The sequence below is a fragment of the Curtobacterium sp. TC1 genome, from assembly GCF_019844075.1.
Classification (GTDB): Bacteria; Actinomycetota; Actinomycetes; order Actinomycetales; family Microbacteriaceae; genus Curtobacterium.
In genome coordinates, this window is sequence record NZ_CP081964.1 from 3,302,085 (window position 1) to 3,322,695 (window position 20,611).

Below are 20,611 nucleotides of genomic sequence, written 5' to 3' on the forward strand. Positions count from 1 at the left end.
CGAACGAGGAGGAACCATGCAGCACGACCCCCATGCGCACACGCAGGTCACCGAGGTGGCCCTGCCCGCAGAACTGACGGAGCCGCTGCCCGACGACGCGACCCCCGCGATGCTGATCGCGCGGACCGCGGCGGAGACGGCGCTCGGTGTGCCCGGCGTGCACCACCTCGGCGGGACCGTCTCCCGAGCCGCCGACGAACTGCGGAAGCGGCTCGGCCGCTCCGCCGGCACCGCCGGTGTCCAGGTCGACGACGAGGACGGCACCTTCGCGGTGCACGTCTCCGTGATCGTCACCTACCCGCGGAACGTCCGCGAGGTCGCCGACGAGGTCCGCCGACAGGTGGCCGCTGCCGCCGGTCAGGTCTCGACCAAGCCGACGACGGTGGACGTCCGCGTCCTCGACGTGCACGGACCGTTCGACGACGAACCCTCGCCCGTCGAGCGTGCCGCCTCTGCCGTCGGCGACGCGATGCAGGACGCCGCGAAGGCGACCAGCGACACCACCAAGCGCGTGGCATCCGCCACCGTCGATGCCACGAAGCAGGCAGCGGACGCCACCGCCGAGGCGACGAAGCGCGCCGCGGACGCCACGGCCGACGTGACCAAGCAGGCTGCGGAGGCCACCGCGGACGCGACCAAGCGTGCCGCCGACGCGACGGTCGACACCGCTCGACGCGCAGCCGACGCCACCGCGGACACGACGAAGCGTGCCGCTGCCGCGAGCGCCGACGCCACGAAGCGTGCCGCCGACGCGACCGCGGACGCAGCGGAGCGGGCCGTCGACGCGACGACCGACACGGCAGGCCGTGTGCACGACGCCGCATCGGACGCACTCGACCGGGCGTCGGAGGACGCCCGGGACGCCGCGGACACCGCCCGCGACGCAGCCGACCGCGCACGGACGGCCGCTGCGGCCGACGACACCGCTGCGACCTCCGGCCCGGCCGGTGAGACCGCCGCCGACGCAGCGGTGCGTGCCGCAGACTCCGCCGAGGACGCCGCGCAGGACGCTGCCGACGCTGCGGCCGACGCCAGCGAGGCAGCGCGGGCAGCCGCCCGCGACGCCGACCAGCCGACGACGCCGGCCGCGGACCGCCCGTGACCACCGCCTGGTCCGGCGGTCGTCGGCCCCGCGACCGACGGCCCCGGCCACGCGGCGTGTGGATCGCGGGTGGCATCGGCGTGGTCCTGGTCGCCGGGGTCCTGCTCGGGGCGTTCCTGCCCCTGGTCGGCTTCCTCGGCGGCGTCACGGCCACCACCGCGGGCCTCGTCCCGTTCCCGTTCATCCGGGTCACGGTGATCGCGGTGCTCGGCCTGGTCGTCGTGTTGGCGCTCCTCGCGCTCGCGCTCACCCGGCGGCACACCACCACGGCGACGATCGCCGTCGTGCTCGCTGTGCTGGTGAGCATCGCCGTCACGATCGTCCCCGTGGTCCTGGTCGCCGTCGGCTCCGCTGACCGCGCCGGCGACGTGTGGCCCATCGTCACCGAGCTCTGGCAACGCTTCACCGGCTGAACCGCCGGCACCTGCACCACCGACCAAGGAGTCCCACAATGCGCAACCGCATCATCGTCATCGGCCTGATCGTCCTCGTCGGGTTCTGGTTCGGCTCGCGCGCGAACCGTCCGGTGATCAAGACGTCCAAGGGCGAGACCGTCCGCAAGGCGTGGAACGATCCGCACGCCCGCAAGGCCCGCAAGAAGCTGGGCAAGAAGATCGCCAAGGCCGCCAAACGGCACAGCTGACGACCGGGAGGCCCGGATCACGTCCGCCGACCGGCGCGCGTGCTCCGGGCCTCCGGTCCGCTAGCCTCTCGACGTGAAGCGTCTCTCCCACGGCCAGCGCTGGGTCATCGGTCTCGGCGCGTTCGCGCTCGTCTGTCTCGTCGTCGGCATCATCGCGATCGCCGTCGGCGTCGGTTGGGGGATCCTCCTCGTCGTCGTCGGACTGCTCCACCTCGGACTGACCGGGGTCGCGGGCGCACTCGTCTGGACCTCGACCCCGACGATCGCTCCCCGGCCCGTCAAGCGCCCGACGCCGCGTCCGGGTGAGACGCACCGGGTGTTCTCGTACGGCACGCTGCGGCAGCCGCTCGTGCAGGAGTCGCTGTTCGGCGACCACGTCCCGACCACACCGGACACGCTGCCCGGGTGGCGGCTCGACTGGGTGGCGATAACCGACCCCGAGGTGGTCCGGACCAGCGGCTCGGACCTGCACCCGATCCTCCGCCGCGGCTCTGCGGACGACGTCGTCGAGGGGTCGACCCTGACCCTCGGCTACGAGTGGCAGCTCCGCGCGGTCGACGACTACGAGGTCGCGGACTACCAGCGCATCCGGGTCGAACTCGCCTCGGGTCTGTCGGCCTGGGTCTACGTGGCGGCCGACGAGGTCTGAGCCGCCGCCAAGCGCGCGAGGCCCTCGTCGATCGACACCGAGGGCGCCCACTGCAGGTCGGCCCGGGTGCGGCGCTGGTCGAACCAGTGCGCCGTCGAGAGCTGCTCGGCGAGGAACCGGGTCATCGGTGGCTCGTCCTGCCCCGGACGCACCCGCCACACGGCCTCGACCAGGGACCCCGCAACCCGTGCCACAGACGCCGGCACGTGCCACCGGGGTGCTGCGACGCCCGAGGCCGCGCAGATCCCGGTGAGCAGGTCCGCGACGGGCCGGGGCTCGCCGTTCGTGACGACGTAGGCGTTGCCGTGCACGTCGTCGTCCGCCGCGTGCTCGAGCGCCGCGACCATGGCCGAGGCGGCGTTGTCGACGTAGAGGGTGTCGATCAGGGCGGCCCCGGAGTCGAGCAGCGGGAGCCGTCCGGCCCGTGCCCGCTCGACGATGCGGCCGATCAGCTGGGTGTCCCCCGGTCCCCACACCAGGTGCGGCCGGACGGCGACGACGGCGAACCCCGGAGCATCGGCGTCGAGCGCGAGCAGTTCGGCCGCGGCCTTCGTGCGGGCGTAGTCACCACGAGCGTGCTGCGGTTCGGCGACGCCCGCTCCGGCGCCGACCAGCGACGATCCGGTGTGCGCGACCGACGGCGACGACACGAACACGAAGCGCCGGGCACCGGCACGACGTGCGGCGTCGACGAGCGCTCGGGTGCCGTCGACGTTCACGCGAGCGAAGTCGGCAGGGTCACCCGCCAGGGAGACCTTCGCGGCGAGGTGCACGACGGCGTCGACCCCGTCGACCGCGCGTACCACTGCGGCGTCGTCGGTCATCGTGCCGGCGACGTCCTGCACGCCCGCGACCCCCGAGGGCCGCCGCTGGAACGTGCGGACCTCGTGCCCGGCGTCGCGCACGGCTGCGGCGGTGGCCTGCCCGAGGAACCCGCTGGCCCCGGTCACCAGGACCGTCACGGCCGGGTCATCCGTCCGCCGGACAGCACCGCGGTCGCCCAGCGGGACAGCCGGGTGCGGTCGACCTTCGAGTTGTGCCGGATGTCCGTCGGCAGCACCGGCACGGTCAGCACGGCGGCGATCGGGACCCCGGCAGCCGCCCGGACCGACGCGGCCAACGCCGGCGACGCCAGGGCGGGACGCCGGGCACGTCGTCCGCTCGTGGTCTCGACCACCGCGACGACCTGCTGCGTCCCGCGCGGGCCGATCCCCGCGACACCGGCACGACCGACCCCGGGGACGCCCTCGATGCGCTGTTCCGGTCCGACCGGGGTGACGACGCCGTCGGGGGTGGTGAGCACGTGCTGCATCCGCCCCTCGACCCAGAGGCGCCCGGAGGCGTCCAGGTGTCCGACGTCGCCGGTGCGGTGTCCGCGCGGGTCCTCGACGCCGAGTCGCGCGACCCGGTTCGTCCGCCACAGTCGGTCGTAGTGGTCGCGCACGTGCGGTGCTGCGACGACGATCTCGCCGGTGACGCCCGCCGTGTCGGTCAGCGCCCCGGTCGCGGCGCCCGAGGCGTCGAGCGGCGCGATCCGCACCCGGACGTTCGCCGCCGGAGCGCCGACGCAGATGCCCTCGTCGTCCGAGGCCGCAGCGGAACGGACGCCGTCCAGGTCGACGTCGGTCATGAGCAGTCCCTCGGTCATGCCGTAGGGGGTGTGCGCGCTCGCGTTCGGCATCAGCTCCGTCGCCGCGGTGAGCAGCGCGGCGGACACCGGGGCACCCGCCGACAGGAACAGCCGGACGCGTGCGAGCGCCGCACGGTCGGCACCGTCCAGCGCCGACGCCGTCGCCGTCGCCACGACGTTCGCCAGCGCCGCCGGCGACAGGAACACCACGGTCGCGTCCGCCGCGGCCACCGAGGCCGCCACGGCACGGGCCGTCAGGGTGCGGGGCGCGGTGACGTCCATGTCCGGGGCCACCGACCGCGCCCCGAGGGCGGGACCGAGCAGGGCGAAGGGTGCGAAGCCCGCGACGAGCCCGGTGCCGACCCCGATGTCGTACTGGGTCGCCAGGACGTCGCGGACGGCTCCGAGCTGTCCGTGCGTGTACACGACGCCCTTCGCCGGACCGGTCGACCCGGAGGTGAACAGGATCGCTGCCGGAGCGTCGGACGTCGGCACCGTGGGGAGCGCGGAGCCGTGGGCGAGTCGACGGGCGCCGCGCCGGGCGACGTCGACCAGCGTGTGCTCCACGCGCAGGGCACGCCGAGCGGGGGCGGGCAGCGGGACGGTCGCGATGCGGCGACCCGGCCAGCCGAGCGCACGGGCGGCTCCGAGTCCGGGCAACGCGCCGATGATCCAGTCGGGCCGGGCTCCGCGCACCGCACGGGTCAGGCCGCGCAGGCCCAGCCCGGCATCCGCCACGACCACGACCGCGCCGATCCGCACGCAGGCGTACAGGACGGCCGTCAGGTCGGCTCCGGGGGTGACGAGGAGCGAGACCCGGTCGCCGCTCCGGACACCGAGGTCGTCCAGCCCGGCGGCGATCTCGTCCACCCGACGTGCGAGCAGGCGCCACGTGATCGTGCGGGGACCGCCGGCAGCAGCCATCTCGACCAGGGCGGGTTCGTCGCTGTCGCGCAGGTCCTCGAGCGCGGCGCCGAGCGGGCGGCTCACGTCGGTCGACTGGTGGTCGTCGACCGGGAGGCCCGTGGGGACCGTCTCGGGCACGTGTCCGTCCGGCAGGCGGTCGCCGATCCAGTCGAACACCGCGCCCGCCACGTCGGCGTCGTCCGGCAACAGGTGGCCCGCGCCCTCGAAGCGGTGCACGTCGGCGTGCGGCAGCCGCTCGGACAGGTCGTCGAGGTAGCGCTCCAGGAACACCGGGTCGCGGGGACCCCAGAGCAGCAGCGCCGGGACCTCGAGCGCCGCGACCCCGGCGGCGATGCGGTCGAGTTCGGGCGCGCTCCGGTGCCGGGCGTCGACGGGGATGTCCGCGACGAAGCCCCCGATGCCGCCGCGTCGGGCGGCACCGCGGTAGGGCGCACGGTAGCCGTCGGCCACGGCACGCTCGAGCCTCGGGTGCGCGATGCCGAGCGTCGTCTCGAGGAACGCCGGCGTCACCACGGTCGCTCGGCCGAGCAGCCCCGGGCCCAGGGCGAGCCGCAGCGGCGCGGGGATCGGGGCGTCGTCGGGCTGGTGCACGGCGGTGTTGCACGTCATCACCGCGGCGAGGACGTCGGGGTGGTCGACGGCCCAGCCGAGCGACACCACGCCGCCCCAGTCGTGGCCGAGGGTGACGACCGGGCCGGTCAGTCCGAGTTCGTCGGTCAGGGCGCCGAGGTCCGCGACGCGCTGCGGCAGCCCCCGTTCGACGCCGGTGCGCTCCGAGAAGCCCATGTCGAGCTGGTCGACGGCGACCACGCGCCACGCCGGACCACCGGCGCGGGCGACCTCGAGCGAGGTGCGGAGCACCGACCGCCACAGGTACGACCACGTCGGGTTGCCGTGCACGCACAGGATGGTGCCGACCGGTTCCACGCCGAGCGCGGCCAGGGACCCGGCCGTGTCGAGGAGGTGCCAGGTGCGCGCGGCGCGATCCGTCCCCACGGGCTCGGCCGGAACGTCGCTCCGCAAGCTCCGCGACGCCCCGGAACCGGCCCGCGTGGGCCCACCTCCCGAGCGGCTCTCGGACCACTCCGGAACCGTCACCAGGCGTGACCACGCCGGGTCGAGACCGGGCAGGGAGGGCGGCTGCGTCGCCGGAGCCGTGCTCGCGGCGACGCGGGGCAGCCGGGACCTCACCAGTGCAGTTCCATCATCGCCGTGTTGATGCCGGAGCCCACGCCACCCAGGAACACGCGGTCGCCGCGGCGGATGCCGCCGGACTCGACCTCGTCGGCCAGGGTGATCGGGATGGACGCCGGACCGACGTTGCCGAACCGCTGGTAGGTGGTGGGGACCTTGTCGCGCGGGATGCCGATGGCCTCGACGAACGCGTTGGTGTGCACGTCGGAGACCTGGTGCAGGACGTAGCGGTCCATGTTCGCCCAGTCGAAGTGGGCGCGGGCCTCGGTCCACGCGGCGACGACGAGCTCCATGCCGCCCTTGAGCAGCATCTTGGCGTCCGTGAACATGCCGTCCACGCTGCCGACGCACAGGTCGTACCACTGGGTCGCCGCGCGGGTGACGCCGCCGACGATCCGGTGGCCCTCGGGGTGCAGGTCCGCCGGGCCGAGCACGGCGGCCGCGGCGCCGGACCCGAGGGTCAGGCTGGCGAACTCGCTCATGAAGTCCTTGCGGTTCCGGCCGCCCTGGTTCAGACGGTCGATGGTGTTGAGCTGCACCTGGTCGGCGTCCTCGCCGTCGACGACGAGCGCGTACTTGATCTGACCGGAGTCGATCATGCCCGCCGCGACGCTCATGGCGTTGACGAAGCCCAGGCACGCGTTCGCGATGTCGAAGTTGATCGCCGACGACGGCAGGCCGAGCCCGTGGTGCAGGCGCACGGCGACCGACGGCTCGAGGTGCGGACGGGTCACCGAGGTGTTGATGAGCAGCCCGATCTCGTCGGGACGCACACCCGCCTCGGCCATGGCGCGACGACCGGCGTCGATGGCGGCGTCCTGGAAGGTCTGGCCCTCGCCCCAGTTGCGACGCTCGATCACACCGGCGACGCGCTCGAGCAGGCCCATCGGCAGACGGAGTCGACGGAGCACGCCGCGGAGCCGGGCCTCGATGTCAGCAGAGGTCGTCACGCGTTCGGCGGTGGTCGTCGCCACGGACAGCAGCGAGACGTTGTGGTGCTTCGCCGTGGCGTTGCCGGGCTGCTCGGGTTCACTGCTCGCCGCCCGCTGCCCGTTCGCTGCCTGGTCGACCGGCCGTTCCGTCATGATCGTCACCGACACATACTTCCTCATTTCGCCTGTGTGTGCAGTCCGGCTCGGCTGGACGCGCGGTGTCAGGCGTCCTTCGGGAGCTTCCGGATCGTGCTCCGACGGCGTCGACGGTCCGGCACCATCGAGCGCATCTCCTCGAGCTTGCCGAAGCAGAGCAGCCGGTCACTTGCCTGCAGCGTCACCCCACTGCGCGGGTTCGGGATGACGGTCGCGCCCCGGTGCAGGGTCAGCACGGTGATGTCCCGGTCCCAGAGCCCGGACTCCTTGATCGTCTTCCCGACCAGGTCGGCGTTGGTGTGCACGAGCAGCTCGGCGACGCCGTAGCCCGTCGAGACGCTGAGCCGCTGGCGCACGTCGATCTCCGGGAAGGCGACCTGGTTGCCGATGAAGTCGATGATCGCGCCGGCGACGTCGAGGCCCGTCGCACGCTCGACGCCCTCGAGCCCCGGTGACGAGTTGACCTCCATCACCAGTGGGCCGTCGTTGCCCTCGAACATGTCGACGCCGGCGACCTTGAGGCCCATGATCTGCGCCGACCGGACAGCCACCGCTTCGTACTCGGGCGACAGCGTGACCTTCTCGACCGTGCCGCCGCGGTGCACGTTGGACCGGAACTCGTCCCCTGACGCCGTCCTGCGCATCGCGGCCACGACCCGGTCGCCGACGACGAGCGCACGGATGTCGCGGCCACGGCTCTCCGAGATGAACGACTGGATCAGGACGTTCTGCTTCGTCGAGTGCAGGGTCTCGACGATGGACTCGGCGACCTTCTCCTCCGGTGCCAGGATCACCCCGATGCCCTGCGTGCCCTCGAGCAGTTTGATGACGACCGGAGCGCCGCCGACCCGCTCGATCGCGCCGCGGACGTCGGCCCGGCTGTTCACGAACGTCGTCGCGGGCATGCCGATGTGGTGCCGGGACAGGATCTGGTTCGCCCGGAGCTTGTCCCGTGAGTTCGTGATGCCCGTCGCGGTGTTCGGCGTGTAGACGTCCATCTGCTCGAACTGCCGCACGACCGCGGTGCCGTAGTAGGTGATCGAGTTGCCGATCCGGGGCAGGACGGCGTCGTAGTCGGACAGGAGCTTGCCGCGGTAGAGCAGGTCCGGGTCTTCGCCGGACAGGTCGATCGCGAAGCGCAGGGTGTTCAGCACCTTGACCTCGTGACCGCGGTCCAGCGCTGCCGCACGGAGGCGTTGGGTGGAGTACGCCTGCGGGGCGCGCGACAGGATGGCGAGTTTCATCGAGGGGTTCTCCGCGGGGTCGGATCGACGGCGACGGTCCATCAAAGCACGCGGACACTGCCGTCGGGCGTACGACAAGATGGGGCCATGGCGCGTGCTCCGAAGTCCCCCGACGGCGGGCTCGTCGTCGCCGGCTGGCGCGAGTGGGCCGGCCTGCCGGACCTCGGGCTGCCGTGGATCAAGGTCAAGCTCGACACCGGTGCGCGCAGCTCGGCACTGCACGCGTTCGACCTCGAGGAACTGCCCGGTGACCGGGTGCGGTTCTCGGTGCACCCCTGGCAGGACACCGATGCCGATGCGGTCACGATCGAGTGCGCTGTACACGACCGGCGCGTCATCCGCAGCTCGACCGGGCACACCCAGGAACGCATCGTCGTGCTCACCACGATCACCCTGGCGGGGCGCGCCGTCGAGTCCGAGGTCACCCTGAGCAACCGCGACCAGATGGGGTTCCGGATGCTCGTCGGCCGAGAGGCCCTGCGACAGGGGTTCCTCGTCGACCCTGCGAGGTCCTTCATGGCCGGACGGGCTCCGAAGGAGATCCGGCGCCGGAACCGCGGGCGCGCCTGAGCGCTCCTCGTCACGTTCCGCGTGCCGTGATCGCGACCGGTCGACGGACGGGAGGCCCGGTGCGGGCCCGCCACGGGCCTCCCGTCCGTCTCGGCGCGCGTCCAGGGCGCGACTCGGGTCAGCGACCGAGGTGGCGAGCGAGGAACGCGAGCTGCTGCGGCGCAAGGCGCCGCCAGTAGCCGTGGGTGTGCGCGCCGGGTTCGAAGCCCCCTGCCGGTGGCGCGTCGAACCCGTCGAAGTAGGTGTGGACCGCCGGTGCGAACCCGTCGCCGTTGCCGCAGTCGACGCGCACCGCGACCCCGTCGAGCGCGCGCCGCCGACGCAGGACGGTGTTCGCGCGGAAGTCGGCCGCGTCGTCGAAGGCGCCGCGCGCGGTGTCCGCCGCTGACGTCCAGAGTGCGGGGCTGATCGCCGACACCGCGCGGACGCGGGATGCACCGAGCACCCCGCCGAGCCGGAGGGCACCGAACCCGCCCATCGAGTACCCGGTCAGCGCGAGCCGGTCGGTGTCGAACCCGCGCCGTGCGATCCGGGGCAGGAACTCATCGACGACCATCGCTGCAGGGTCGTCCCCGTCCGAGCGGTGGTGCCAGTACCGGTTGCCGCCGTCGATCGAGGCGATCGCGAAGGGCGCCCCACCGTCCGCGATGTGCGCCGCGAGGAACCGGTCCCAGCCGAGCTCCCGCCCGAAGAACGACGCGTGGTCGTCGCCGTAGCCGTGCAGCGCGACGGCGACGGGCAACGGGGTGTCCGACGCCGGGGCGGCGATGGTCCAGCCGACCGTGCGCCCCTTCCTGGACGCCGACACGAAGGTGCCGGAGACCGAGGGGACCGGATCGACATCGGGGATCGTGCCGTCGGCACCGTTCAGCCCGAGCACGCGGTACATCGTCGACCGACCCGGGAGCAGGTCGAGGTTGACCGCCTCCGCGGTTGCACCAGCGGCGACGACGCCGATGCCACCGATCAGCAGCGAGCGACGGGTGATCGTCGCCGCACGCGAACGGGTCATCCGAGGGGCACTGTTCCGTCAGAGGTCACGCGCTGCATCGCGAGGGTCGAGGAGAGTCGCTGCACACCGGGCAGGGTACCGAGCGTGGTGTCGGAGAACCCCGGGGCTGACGAGCGGTCAGGCGGCTCGGACGAGCGCTGCGGCGACCGCGCGCGCCGTCGACGTCCCGACCGACGGGTCGCGCAGGCGCATCGCGAGGTACCCCGAGACGACGAGCAGCAGCTGGTCGGCGAGGGCACCGGCACGATCGCCGACGACGGGCGCGGCCCGCGCCGTCAGCCGGGTGCGGAGCGCGCCGGTCTCGCGGTCGAGCACCGCGTGCACCTCGGCAGGGGCGTCCGCGTACTCGGCAGCGGTCCCGAGGAAGGCGCACCAGCGTGAGCCGGCGGCGGTGGTCCGGTAGTCGTCGAGCGCGTCGAACACCGCGAGCAGGCGGCCACGGTCGTCCGGAGCGGCTTCGACCGCACGGTCCCACGTCGCGAGCCAGTCCTCGTGCCGGCGCTCGAGTGCTGCAGCGACCAGGGCTTCCTTGCTCGCGTACCCGCGGTAGAGCGTGGCGCTCGAGATCCCGGCGCGATCGAGCACGGCGTCGATCGGGGTCGCGGCGATGCCCTGCGTGAAGAAGAGTTCCTCGGCCGCGTCGAGCAGCTTCTGCTCGGTTCCTGGACGCATCGCCATGGATGCACCCTAGGCTCTCAAAAGTGAAACGATCGTTTTCGTTACGACAGTGGGTGTTCCTCGGCAGCGGGGTGGCCCTGATCGCCGCGACGTACGGGCTGGTCCGCCTGGCGTTCGGTCTCTTCCTGCCCGACGTCGAACGTGACCTCGGGCTGCGTCCGGACGCCGCCGGGTGGGTCTCCTCGGGTGCCTCGGCGATGTACTGCGTCGGCGCGGTGGTCGGGTTCCTGGTCGCCGCACGGGCCCCCCGTGTGCTCGTCGCCGCGGCGTCTGGGTTCGCCGGGGTCGGCGCGCTCGCGATGGCGACGGCACCGGGGCCGTGGACCTTTGGGGTCGCCGCGGTGCTCGCCTCGACCGGAGCCGGACTCGCGTCACCGGCCCTCGTGCAGCTCGTGTCGCGCACGGTGCCGGAGTCCGTGCAGGGAACGGCGCAGGCGGTCGTCAACTCGGGGACCGGGCCGGGGCTGGTCGCCGCCGGCGTGCTCGCACTCGTGCTGCTGCCGGACTGGCGGACGACCTGGGCGTGGTCCGGGCTGTTCGCCCTCGTCGTCGGCGTCGTGCTGCTGCTTGTGTCGCGCGGGAGCGGGTCCGGCGCCGACCGGGCCGCCGCACCGGGGACCGCGTGGCTCGCGGCGCACCGTCGGGTCCTGACGCTCGCACTGCTCTTCGGCGCCGGGTCTGCGGTCGTGTGGACGTACGGCCGATCGGCGCTGGTCGACGCCGGCGCGCCAGCCGTGGTGTCCGTGTCGGCGTGGACCGCGCTCGGCGTCGGCGGCGCCGCGGTCGCCGTGACGGCACGGTGGACGAGCGGACTCCCCGCGCGGGTGCTCTGGGCGGCGACCGCGGGCGCCGTGGCAGTGGCCGTCGTCACACTCGGGCTCGCGCCGCAGGCCACGGTGGTGGCGATGCTGGCCTGCGCCGTGTTCGGCTGGGGCTACACGGCCGCGACCGGGGCGCTGATCGCTTGGACGACCGAACTCGACGCTGCGCGGTCGTCGGCAGGGACGTCGATGCTCTTCGTCGCACTCGTGCTCGGGCAGGCCGTCGGAGCGGCAGCAGCCGGGGCACTCGTCGGCACCGCGGGCTACGCGACGACGTTCGTGGTCGGGGCGCTCGTCACGGCGGCGAGCGCCGTACCCGCCGTGGTCAGCAGGCGCGGAGGCCCCCCGCACGGTGACGCCGCCGTCACAGGAGTGGACGCAGCTCGATCTTCCGGTTGCACGCCTGCGACGCCTCGTGCGCCACACGGAGCGCCGTCTCGGCATCCGGCAGCTCCATGACCCAGAAGCCCGCGACGAACCCGGGGGCGTCGGCCACCAGCCCGGGCGTCGTGTCCGAGTCACCGCCACGGGCGTCGACGACGGTGCCGTCAGCCGGAGCCGACACCCCGGCGGCGAACACGACGGCGTCGCCCAGGCGTTGGTTCAGCGCGTCGACCGCAGCGGCCTCGGCCTGGGTGGCGGACTCCGTGCGCCCGGCAGCCTCGGCCTGCCCGTCGTCGATGACGTTGACGAGGAACTGCATGACGTCTCCCCTGCTCGTTGGCCGGAGGCTACTCCCGCCCGGCGGAGCGGCGATCGACGCGTTCGCCGCGAAGCTGATGTTCCGCTGGGACATCTGCGACACGGCGGCGTGACGTTTACAATCTGTGAACATGAACACTTCCATCCGAGGAATCGAGGTCGGGACCCGGCTCAGGCAAGGGCGCGGCTGGCAGACACCGGTGTTCCTCTGCAGTGCCGCCGTGGTCGCGTCCTTCGTCTTCTTGGTGGAGGGACTGAACGCCCCTCGACTGCCCGTCCTCGCGGTCGTCGCGGTCCTCGTCATCGCGCTGTGGCTCGTCGCGAGTACCCGGCGGGTCGTCCCCCGCGGAGGCAACCGACTGATGACCGTCGCCTGGGTTGCGACGGGCGTCCTCTACCTCCTCGCTGTCGCTCCGCTCGACGCCGCGCTGCTCCGAGGACTCGACGAGTCGGCGTCGCTGGTGGCCTGGGGAGCGATCTCGCTCCTCGTCGCGGCTCCGCTCGTCGTGGCGGCGACCGCGGCTCGGCCCCACCGTCGATGACGGGCGGCACCCATCCCCGGCACCAACTCGACGACCGCGTCCACTCGCCGGTGCGCTTCTCGCTGCTCGCCCTGCTCAGGACGGTGGACGAAGCGGAGTTCGGTGTCGTTCGGGACGCACTCGAGGTCAGCGATTCAACGCTGTCCCAAGCGGCGGCCATCCTGGGAGAGGCCGGTTTCCTCCGCATCCGCAGACTCCGTGTGGGGAGGAGCACGAGGAGCTGGCTTGCCGTCACCGACTCAGGACGGGATGCGTTCGAGCGGCACCTCGCCGTGATCCGCACGATCGCTGAACCCGACAGTTGACCTGAGCGCCACGAAGCCGATGCACGACGGACCGGGATTCCGCTAGCGTTTCGCGGATGGGGACGACGGCGGAGTGGTCACGGCTGCCCGTGGGGCGCCGCGAGTACCGGCAGGACACCGTGCTCGCACTGGTGCTCGCCGCCGGTCTGGCCGTCACCACGGTCCTGTACGGGTCGGCCGGGACCTACGGCGACGACCAGGCTGCCTGGTGGGTGTCCGCCCTGATGATCGTCGCGAACGCGGTCCCGATCGCGTTCCGCCGTCGGTTCCCGATGTCGGCCGCCGTGGTGTCCGCGCTGGCGTTCGCGGCCACGCAGCTGTTGCACGTGCCCGAGGTGTTCCTGGTCAACTTCACCCTGTTCATCTCGCTGTACTCGGTCGGTGCGTGGTGCTCCGACCGGGTGCGGGCCGAGGCGGTCCGGTGGGTCGTCATCGGTGGGATGTTCGCGTGGCTGTTCATCGCGATCTCGTTCGGGTGGGCGGTGCCGAACGCGCTACCGAACGACGAGGGCGCCCTCATCCCGCCGTACATCGCGTACTCGCTGCTGAACATCGTGATCAACGTCATCTACTTCGGTGCCGCCTGGTACGCCGGCAACCGGGCGTGGGCCTCGGCCGTGGCGCGGCACCAGCTCGACGAACGCACCGCGGAGCTCGCGGCCGAACGGGAGCGCAGCGCAGCCCAGGCCGTCACCATCGAACGGGTCCGGATCGCCCGCGAACTGCACGACGTCGTCGCGCACCACGTGTCCCTGATGGGCGTGCAGGCCGGTGCCGCCCGACGCGTCATCGACCGCGATCCGGCACAGGCGACGGCGTCGCTCGGCGTGGTCGAGGAGAGTGCGCGCACCGCAGTCGAAGAGCTGCGGCGGATGCTCGGCACCCTGCGGTCGGTCGACGAACCGAGGGCCGGGGACCCCGGTGTCGGGGACGGTCCGAGCACCGAGGGCATCGCGCGCATCGGTGAGCTCGCCGAGTCGGCCCGGGTCGCCGGTCACCCGACCGAGTACGTGGTCGTGGGCGACGAGCGTCCGGTGCCGCCGACGGTCGCCGCCGTCGCGTACCGAATCGTGCAGGAGGCCGTGACGAACGTCCTCAAGCACGCCGGCCCCACCGCCCGCGCCGACGTCCGGTTGCGGTACCTGGACGACGGTGTCGAGGTCGAGGTCACCGACGACGGCCACGGCGAACGCGCGGCGCGGAACCCGTCGGGCAGCGGCCTCGGGCACGTCGGCATGCGGGAGCGGGTCGCCGCCGTGGACGGACGGATCGAGATCGGGCCACGCGCCCGGGGAGGCTACCTGGTGCGGGCATGGCTGCCGACGACGTGAACGACGCGGTCGACACGACCGACCTGACGATCGTGCTCGCCGACGACCAGGAGCTGGTGCGGGCCGGGTTCCGCGTGATCCTGGAGTCCGAGCCGGGGTTCCGGGTGGTCGGCGAGGCGCCCGACGGTGCCCGTGCGGTCGAGGCCGTCCGGGCCCTGCAGCCGGACGTGGTGTGCCTCGACGTGCAGATGCCCGGCGTCGACGGGCTCGAGGCGGCGCGGCGGATCGCAGCGTTGCCGGACCCGCCGGCGGTGCTCATCCTGACGACGTTCGACAGCGACGACGCGCTGTTCCAAGCGCTCGAGGCGGGTGCCAGTGGCTTCCTGCTGAAGAACGCCTCCCCCGAACGGCTGATCGACGCCGTCCGGACCGTCGCCGCCGGGGACGCCCTGCTCGCGCCCGACGTCACGCGGCGGGTGATCAGCCGGGCGACGGCGGCGCCGGTGGCGAGCGGTCGCGCCCCCGACCGGTCCGGCGACGCCGCCCTCGCATCCGCCGGGCTCACCGAGCGGGAGACGGAGGTGCTGCGGCTCCTCGCCCGGGGCCTGAGCAATGCGGAGATCGCCGCCGAGCTGTACGTCGGGGACGCCACCGTGAAGACGCACGTGTCGAACGTGCTGCAGAAGCTCGCGCTGCGGGATCGCATCCAGGCGGTCGTCTGGGCGTTCGAGCACGGCGTCGCCGGCTGACCGAGGCCGATCGATCCGGCACCGGCCGGACAAGTCCGCACGGTGCCGCGCTCGCACTACGCCCGCACCGTGCACCCTCGCTCACCCCGTGCAGCCTTGACCGCACCGTGCCCCGCCACGACGACGCACCGAGCAACCGGAGCCCCACGGGCCGAACAACCCAGCACCGTGCCGACCCGGCCCACCGGACCGACCCGCCCCCTCCCCCGTGCGGTGGAGCCGACCATCCGCCGAAGTCCCGCCGGACGGCGGAGGCGACCCGTGCCTCCCGGTCGGTAGCGTCGACGCAGGCGGCGCAGGCCGTCGCGAGAGGGGTACGACATGCTCACCATCGAAGGGGTGACGAAGCACTTCGGCGGCCACCGGGTGCTCGACGACGTGGGGTTCACGGTCGGCGACGGCCGCCTCACCGGGTTCGTCGGCGGCAACGGCGCCGGCAAGACGACCACCATGCGCATCATGCTCGGCGTGCTGCAGGCCGACGCTGGATCCGTCTCGATCGACGGCACCGAGGTCCGGCCCGCCGACCGCCGCCGGTTCGGCTACATGCCCGAGGAACGCGGCCTCTACCCGAAGATGCCCGTGGCCGAGCAGATCACCTACCTGGCCCGGTTGCACGGCGTGGACCAGCGCGCAGCGACCACGCGCACCACCGAGCTGCTCGAACGGCTCGAACTGACCGGTCACGCCGACGACGCCGTCGAGAAGCTTTCGCTCGGCAACCAGCAGCGGGTGCAGATCGCCGCGGCCCTCGCGCACGACCCCGAGGTGCTGGTGCTCGACGAACCGTTCTCCGGCCTCGACCCGATGGCGGTCGACACGGTGCTCGGAGTCCTGCGCGAGACCGCGGCGCGCGGGGTCCCGGTGCTGTTCTCGAGCCACCAGCTGGACGTCGTCGAACGGCTCTGCGACGACGTCGTCGTGATCGCGGGCGGCACCATCCGCGCCGCCGGCCCGCAGGACGAACTCCGCAAGCAGGCCGGCCCCGCCGCCTGGGAGCTGCTGGTCGACGGCGACGTCGCCTGGCTCCGCGACGAGCCCGGTGTGACGGTCCGCGAGTTCGACGGCGGCTACGCCGTCTTCGAGGCCGACCCGGCCACCGCCCAACACGTCCTGCAGCGGGCCGTGCAGCACGGCACCGTCGGCTCGTTCGCCCCGCGGGTCCCGCGGCTCAGCGAGGTCTTCCGGGAGGTCATCCGATGAACGACTCCTTCGTGCAGGCCGTGCGGCTCGTCTCCGCACGCGAGATCCAGGCACGCATCCGCAGCAAGGCCTTCGTGGTCTCCGCCCTCATCCTGATCGGCATGGTCGTCGCGTCCATCGTGGTCGGCGGCATCGTCGGGAAGGCCACCGCCGACGACACCACGCCGGTCGCGGTCGTCGACGGCGTCTCGCTGCCGACCACCACGGGCCTCGACGTCACGGACTCCACCTCGGTGGCGGACGCCGAACGGCTCGTGCAGAACGGCGACGTGGACGCCGCGATCGTGCCGTCCGACGACCCGCTCGGGTACAAGGTCGTCGGCCTCGACGAGGCACCGACCGACGTCGTCTCCGCGTTGAGCGTCACGCCGCGGATCGAGCTGCTCGACCCGGACGCGCTGCCCGGCGGACTCGTCTACCTCATCGCCATCGCGTTCGGCGTCGTGTACTTCGCCTCGGCCGTGACGTTCGGTCAGTCCATCGCGCAGAGCGTGGTCGAGGAGAAGTCGACCAGGGTCGTCGAGATCCTGATGTCCGCAATCTCGGCCAGGGCGCTGCTCGCCGGCAAGGTCCTCGGCAACAGCGTCATGGCGTTCGCGCAGATCGTCGCCGTGGCCGTCGCCGCGGTCGTCGCCCTGGCGGTCACCGGGCAGGACAACATGTTCTCGATGCTCGGCCCGAGCATCCTGTGGTTCGTCGGGTTCTTCGCCGTCGGCTTCGTGCTCATCGCGTCGCTGTTCGCCGCGGCGGCCGTGCTCGTGTCGCGTCAGGAGGACGTCGGCAGCGTCACCACCCCGGTGATGATGCTCGTGATGATCCCGTACATCCTGATCATCGTCGCGTACAACAACCCGACGGTGCTCGGCATCATGTCGTACGTCCCGTTCAGCGCTCCGATCGGCATGCCGATGCGGATCTTCCTGGGTACGGCCGAGTGGTGGGAGCCGATCCTGTCGCTCCTGATCGTGGTCGCCGCGGTGGTCTTGGTCGTCCTGGTGGGCGCCCGCGTCTACGAGAACGCGCTGCTGCGGACGGGCAGTCGCGTGAAGCTGACGGAGGCGCTGCGCGGCTGACGCCGCCGACCCCGCAGATCGGACGGGAGGCCCGGATCACGTGAGCAGGTCGGCTCACGTGATCCGGGCCTCCTGTCATCAGTCCGCGCGCACCGAGAAGACGTCGCCCGGCTGGCACCCGAGCTCCTGGCAGAGCCGGGTGAGCGTGGAGAAGCGGATCGCGCGTGCCCGGTTGTTCTTCAGCACCGACAGGTTCATCACGGTCACCCCGACCCGGTCGGCGAGCTCGGTCAGCGTCATGCCGCGAGCGGCGAGCAGCTCGTCGAGGTGACAGACGACCGCAGACCCTGCCCGCCCCGACCTACAGCAGGCCGAACACCGCCTGCGCCCCGAGGCTCGTGCCCGCCACCAACACCCAGAGCGCGATGCCGAGCAGCATCGGACGGAACCCGGCACGGCGCAGTGCCGCGAAGTCCGTCGAGCAGCCGATCGCGGCGAGCGCCACCGTGATGAGGAACGACGCCGCGGTCGAGAACCCCGGGGCAGCCCCAGCCGGCAGCACCCCGACCGTCCGGAGCAGCACCACCACGAGGAACCCGATCAGGAACCACGGGACCAACCGGAACACGCGGAACCCGCTGCGCGACCCCGTGTCGGGCGTGAGCTGCTCACGGGAGGCGCGTCGGGCCTCCAGGCCGGCCAGCCCGATGACGATCGGGATGATCATCAGGGTCCGCACCAGCTTCACGACGACCGCGGTGTCGGTCGCCTGGCGACCGTAGACCGTCGCGGCGGCGACGACGGACGACGTGTCGTTCACCGCCGTCCCCGCGAAGACGCCGAAGGCGTGCTGGCTGAGCCCGAGGGCGTGGCCGAGCAGGGGGAAGGCGAACACCGCGGCGATGTTGCAGAGGAAGATCGTCGACATCGCGTAGGCGACGTCCGCGCTGACCGCACCGATGACGGGCGTGACCGCCGCGATCGCGGACGCACCGCAGATCCCGGTCCCCACGCCGATCAGGGTGCGGAGGGCGCTCGACACCCGCAGCAGACGGCCGATCCCCCAGGCGGCACCGAGGCACACCACAAGGGTCGTCAGCATGACCGGCAGGGTCGCGCCGCCGATGCGCAGGACCTCGCCGATCGACAGCTGCGCGCCGAGCAGGACCACCGCGAACTGCAGCACACGGCTCGACGAGAACTTGACGCCAGGAGCGAGCACGGCGAGGCTGCCACCGGTGCGCCGACGGACGAGCCAACCGAGCACCGCGCCGAGCAGGACGGCGGGGACGGGGCCGCCCACGACCGGGACGACCGTGCCGACCAGGGTGGCGACGAGGCCGATCGCGACGGCGACGGCGACACCTGGTGCGGCGGTGCGGGCGAACTGCATGGGACCAGCATCTCGTGCCCGCGGCCGTCGTGCGGTGCAGCGGGGCAGGATGGTGCGGTGGAGTACGCGGGCGAGCGGTGGGTGCAGCGGCTGCGCGACGGCGAGGGCACCGTCCCGGGCGGAGCCGGTGTTCGACCTGCCCTGGACCCACATCCGGAAGTTCTCCGTCGCCACGAAGGACGCACGCGGACAACGGGTCGACTTCGGCGTCTGGATCAGCACGACGGTCGGCGAGGACGTCGTGGTGGAGCCGCGACCAGCGCTCGGACGCGGGTTCGAAGGCGGCCCGGACAAGCTCGCGACGATCGTTCGAGTCCTCCGCGCCCTGCAGCGCGAACTCGGCTGTCGGGGTGCTGCCGCCGATCAGCCCTGAGCGGGCGGGACCTCGCCGGTCATGTCGACGCGTTCGGTGCCGTCGTTCCAGATGTAGGTCGCCGTGGTGCGACCGGATGCGTCCGCGTTCGCCTCGTTCGCCTTCGCGTAGGTGTAGGTCACGGAGATCGAGGCGTCGGACAACCGCTCGACCGCCGGCTCGAACGCGTACTGCTCGGACGTCGCGGTGCCGAGGTACCGGCCCTGGTGGAAGAGCAGGATCGCGTACGGCGAGCCGGCCGTGGCCATCTCGGGCGAGACCACCGACCAGGAGAGCGCCGCGCAGGCGTCGTAGCCGGAGGAGTCGGCGTTCGCGGCGTCCCACTTCGTGCCCTCGAGGCCGGCGGGCGACGGCAGCGCGGCGATCCCCGATGCCGCTGCCTCGGCGCCGCTCGCGGGTCCACACGTGGGGGTGGGCGTGGGGGTCGGCGTGGTCGCCGGCGTCGGGGCGGCCGCTGTTTCCGTCGGTGCCGCGGTCACGGTCTCGGTGACGGTCGGGGTCGCGTCACCGCCCTCGCCGCCGCCTCCACCGCCCGAGCACCCGGTCAGCAGGGCCACCAGGGCGGCGCCGGTCAGGAACAGGGCACTCTTCGATCCACGCACCCCTCCACCGTGGACCGTCGACAGCTGCCTCGCTCGCATCGTTACCGGCCCGTAGTCTGCTGGCATGGGGGGAACAGCGGGGATGGTCGACGTCGTGGACGACGTGCTCGCGGGTCCCCACGGCCCGGTGCCGATCCGGCGGTACCGGGCTGCGGACGCCCGGACCGCGCCGACGCTGGTCTGGTTGCACGGCGGCGGGTTCTTCCGCGGCGACCTGGACCTGCCCGAGTCGGACGCCGTGGCTCGAGCGCTCGGTGCCCGCGGCGTCCCGGTCGTCACCGTCGACTACCGGCTCGGTCCACTGCCGGGCATGCCCTGGATCGGTCGGACGGGCACCCGAGCGCGCCGCCGTGCGCCGCATGCACGTGACGAGGTCGTGGCGGTGCTCCGCGGACTCGCGACGGAGTGTCCCGCCGGTCTGCTGCTGGGCGGCGCGAGCGCTGGAGCGTGTCTGGCGGCCACGGCGATCCCGGCCGCGCCCCCGCTCGCCGGTGCGGTGCTCGCCTACGGGTTCTTCCACGCGCGGACACCCCGCGACCGAGCAGTGCAGCGGCTCGTGCGCGGGCACCGGCGCATCACGCACGCTCCGCTGCTGCTCGACGCCGCGAACCGCACCTACGCCGGGCCGCTCGGAGCCGGAGCGTTCCCGGCACCACAGGAGCTCGACGCGTTCCCGCGCACGCTGGTGCTCGACGCCGAGCGGGACACGATGCGCGCATCCGGCGACCTGTTCGCCGGGCAGCTGTGCGCAGCCGGGGTCGACCTCGAGCGCGAGGTGTTGCCCGACAGCCGGCACGCCTTCCTGAACCGTCCGGCCAGCAGCGACTTCGCGGCCGCCGTCGACCGGATCGCGTCCTGGATGGTCCGACGACCCGGCTGACCACGGAAGCGGATGCGACC

Annotated in this window: 24 protein-coding genes; 14 read left to right on the forward strand and 10 right to left on the reverse strand. The window is 72.8% G+C overall.

The features are described 5' to 3' along the window. Window positions 1–16 precede the first annotated feature (16 nt). From KZI27_RS16760 to KZI27_RS20310, 4 genes are all read left to right on the forward strand, one after another. Entirely contained in the window at window positions 17–1,102 is a 1,086-nt protein-coding gene (locus tag KZI27_RS16760; protein WP_222658507.1) for an Asp23/Gls24 family envelope stress response protein, read from the forward strand. Next, entirely contained in the window at window positions 1,099–1,515 is a 417-nt protein-coding gene (locus KZI27_RS16765) for an MFS transporter permease (protein WP_222658508.1), read from the forward strand. The genes KZI27_RS16760 and KZI27_RS16765 overlap by 4 nt, the downstream gene beginning before the upstream one ends. Before the next feature lie 38 nt (window positions 1,516–1,553). Next, a complete protein-coding gene (locus KZI27_RS16770) occupies window positions 1,554–1,745 on the forward strand; it encodes a hypothetical protein (protein WP_123314286.1) in 192 nt (63 codons plus the stop codon). A gap of 73 nt (window positions 1,746–1,818) precedes the next feature. After that, on the forward strand, window positions 1,819–2,394 hold the full coding sequence (locus KZI27_RS20310) for a gamma-glutamylcyclotransferase family protein (protein WP_261783947.1): 576 nt from the start codon (window positions 1,819–1,821) through the stop codon (window positions 2,392–2,394). On the opposite strand, the gene KZI27_RS16780 is transcribed toward KZI27_RS20310, so the two are convergent. The 4 genes from KZI27_RS16780 to rimK are packed head-to-tail and all read right to left on the reverse strand — an operon-like array spanning window position 2,370 to window position 8,477. After that, entirely contained in the window at window positions 2,370–3,356 is a 987-nt protein-coding gene (locus tag KZI27_RS16780; RefSeq protein WP_222658509.1) for an NAD-dependent epimerase/dehydratase family protein, read from the reverse strand. The two genes, KZI27_RS20310 and KZI27_RS16780, sit on opposite strands and share 25 nt — an antisense overlap. Further along, window positions 3,353–6,130: an alpha/beta fold hydrolase gene (locus KZI27_RS16785; protein WP_410004036.1), complete on the reverse strand. Its 2,778-nt coding sequence runs from the start codon at window positions 6,128–6,130 to the stop codon at window positions 3,353–3,355. Before KZI27_RS16785 ends, KZI27_RS16780 begins: the two co-directional genes overlap by 4 nt. An 8-nt stretch (window positions 6,131–6,138) precedes the next feature. Next, the gene (locus tag KZI27_RS16790) at window positions 6,139–7,245 is read right to left on the reverse strand and encodes a 3-oxoacyl-ACP synthase III (protein ID WP_123314289.1); all 1,107 of its coding nucleotides are present in this window, start codon (window positions 7,243–7,245) and stop codon (window positions 6,139–6,141) included. Window positions 7,246–7,298: 53 nt separating this feature from the next. Next, window positions 7,299–8,477: a 30S ribosomal protein S6--L-glutamate ligase gene (gene rimK, locus KZI27_RS16795; RefSeq protein ID WP_222658510.1), complete on the reverse strand. Its 1,179-nt coding sequence runs from the start codon at window positions 8,475–8,477 to the stop codon at window positions 7,299–7,301. A gap of 87 nt (window positions 8,478–8,564) precedes the next feature. Here rimK and KZI27_RS16800 point away from each other — a divergent pair, with 87 nt between their 5' ends. Next, the gene (locus KZI27_RS16800; protein WP_123314290.1) at window positions 8,565–9,047 is read left to right on the forward strand and encodes an ATP-dependent zinc protease; all 483 of its coding nucleotides are present in this window, start codon (window positions 8,565–8,567) and stop codon (window positions 9,045–9,047) included. Between the two features lie 118 nt (window positions 9,048–9,165). Here the strand turns inward: KZI27_RS16800 and KZI27_RS16805 are convergent, their stop codons facing one another. Next, the gene (locus tag KZI27_RS16805) at window positions 9,166–10,059 is read right to left on the reverse strand and encodes an alpha/beta hydrolase (protein ID WP_222658511.1); all 894 of its coding nucleotides are present in this window, start codon (window positions 10,057–10,059) and stop codon (window positions 9,166–9,168) included. A gap of 117 nt (window positions 10,060–10,176) precedes the next feature. After that, entirely contained in the window at window positions 10,177–10,737 is a 561-nt protein-coding gene (locus KZI27_RS16810; RefSeq protein ID WP_222658512.1) for a TetR/AcrR family transcriptional regulator, read from the reverse strand. Window positions 10,738–10,790: 53 nt separating this feature from the next. Between KZI27_RS16810 and KZI27_RS16815 the strand changes: the two genes are divergently transcribed. Next, entirely contained in the window at window positions 10,791–12,017 is a 1,227-nt protein-coding gene (locus tag KZI27_RS16815; protein ID WP_222658513.1) for an MFS transporter, read from the forward strand. Here the strand turns inward: KZI27_RS16815 and KZI27_RS16820 are convergent. Then, window positions 11,923–12,261 (reverse strand): YciI family protein, encoded by a 339-nt coding sequence (locus tag KZI27_RS16820; RefSeq protein WP_222658514.1) that lies wholly within the window; start codon window positions 12,259–12,261, stop codon window positions 11,923–11,925. The two genes, KZI27_RS16815 and KZI27_RS16820, sit on opposite strands and share 95 nt — an antisense overlap. Window positions 12,262–12,391: 130 nt before the next feature. Here KZI27_RS16820 and KZI27_RS16825 point away from each other — a divergent pair, with 130 nt between their 5' ends. From KZI27_RS16825 to KZI27_RS16850, 6 genes are all read left to right on the forward strand, one after another. Beyond that, window positions 12,392–12,802 carry a hypothetical protein gene (locus KZI27_RS16825; RefSeq protein ID WP_222658515.1) on the forward strand — a complete coding sequence of 137 codons (411 nt, stop codon included), beginning with the start codon at window positions 12,392–12,394 and terminating at the stop codon, window positions 12,800–12,802. Next, window positions 12,799–13,107, forward strand: a complete 309-nt coding sequence (locus tag KZI27_RS16830; RefSeq protein ID WP_222658516.1) for a transcriptional regulator — start codon at window positions 12,799–12,801, stop codon at window positions 13,105–13,107. Before KZI27_RS16825 ends, KZI27_RS16830 begins: the two co-directional genes overlap by 4 nt. A 56-nt stretch (window positions 13,108–13,163) precedes the next feature. Beyond that, the gene (locus tag KZI27_RS16835; RefSeq protein WP_222658517.1) at window positions 13,164–14,438 is read left to right on the forward strand and encodes a sensor histidine kinase; all 1,275 of its coding nucleotides are present in this window, start codon (window positions 13,164–13,166) and stop codon (window positions 14,436–14,438) included. Next, window positions 14,420–15,127 (forward strand): response regulator, encoded by a 708-nt coding sequence (locus KZI27_RS16840; protein WP_222658518.1) that lies wholly within the window; start codon window positions 14,420–14,422, stop codon window positions 15,125–15,127. Before KZI27_RS16835 ends, KZI27_RS16840 begins: the two co-directional genes overlap by 19 nt. Before the next feature lie 321 nt (window positions 15,128–15,448). Then, a complete protein-coding gene (locus KZI27_RS16845) occupies window positions 15,449–16,330 on the forward strand; it encodes an ABC transporter ATP-binding protein (RefSeq protein WP_222658519.1) in 882 nt (293 codons plus the stop codon). Next, on the forward strand, window positions 16,327–17,403 hold the full coding sequence (locus tag KZI27_RS16850) for an ABC transporter permease (RefSeq protein ID WP_222658520.1): 1,077 nt from the start codon (window positions 16,327–16,329) through the stop codon (window positions 17,401–17,403). Before KZI27_RS16845 ends, KZI27_RS16850 begins: the two co-directional genes overlap by 4 nt. 78 nt (window positions 17,404–17,481) lie before the next feature. Here KZI27_RS16850 and KZI27_RS16855 read toward each other — a convergent pair whose 3' ends face one another. Further along, window positions 17,482–17,661 carry a helix-turn-helix domain-containing protein gene (locus KZI27_RS16855; RefSeq protein WP_222661458.1) on the reverse strand — a complete coding sequence of 60 codons (180 nt, stop codon included), beginning with the start codon at window positions 17,659–17,661 and terminating at the stop codon, window positions 17,482–17,484. A gap of 43 nt (window positions 17,662–17,704) precedes the next feature. After that, entirely contained in the window at window positions 17,705–18,736 is a 1,032-nt protein-coding gene (locus KZI27_RS16860) for a YeiH family protein (protein ID WP_222658521.1), read from the reverse strand. 127 nt (window positions 18,737–18,863) lie between these two features. Here KZI27_RS16860 and KZI27_RS16865 point away from each other — a divergent pair, with 127 nt between their 5' ends. Beyond that, on the forward strand, window positions 18,864–19,109 hold the full coding sequence (locus KZI27_RS16865) for a hypothetical protein (protein WP_222658522.1): 246 nt from the start codon (window positions 18,864–18,866) through the stop codon (window positions 19,107–19,109). On the opposite strand, the gene KZI27_RS16870 is transcribed toward KZI27_RS16865, so the two are convergent. Beyond that, window positions 19,100–19,711: an LppP/LprE family lipoprotein gene (locus KZI27_RS16870; RefSeq protein ID WP_222658523.1), complete on the reverse strand. Its 612-nt coding sequence runs from the start codon at window positions 19,709–19,711 to the stop codon at window positions 19,100–19,102. The two genes, KZI27_RS16865 and KZI27_RS16870, sit on opposite strands and share 10 nt — an antisense overlap. 64 nt (window positions 19,712–19,775) lie before the next feature. Between KZI27_RS16870 and KZI27_RS16875 the strand changes: the two genes are divergently transcribed. After that, complete coding sequence (locus KZI27_RS16875) at window positions 19,776–20,591, forward strand: alpha/beta hydrolase (RefSeq protein ID WP_222658524.1); 816 nt, start codon at window positions 19,776–19,778, stop codon at window positions 20,589–20,591. Window positions 20,592–20,611 lie beyond the last annotated feature (20 nt).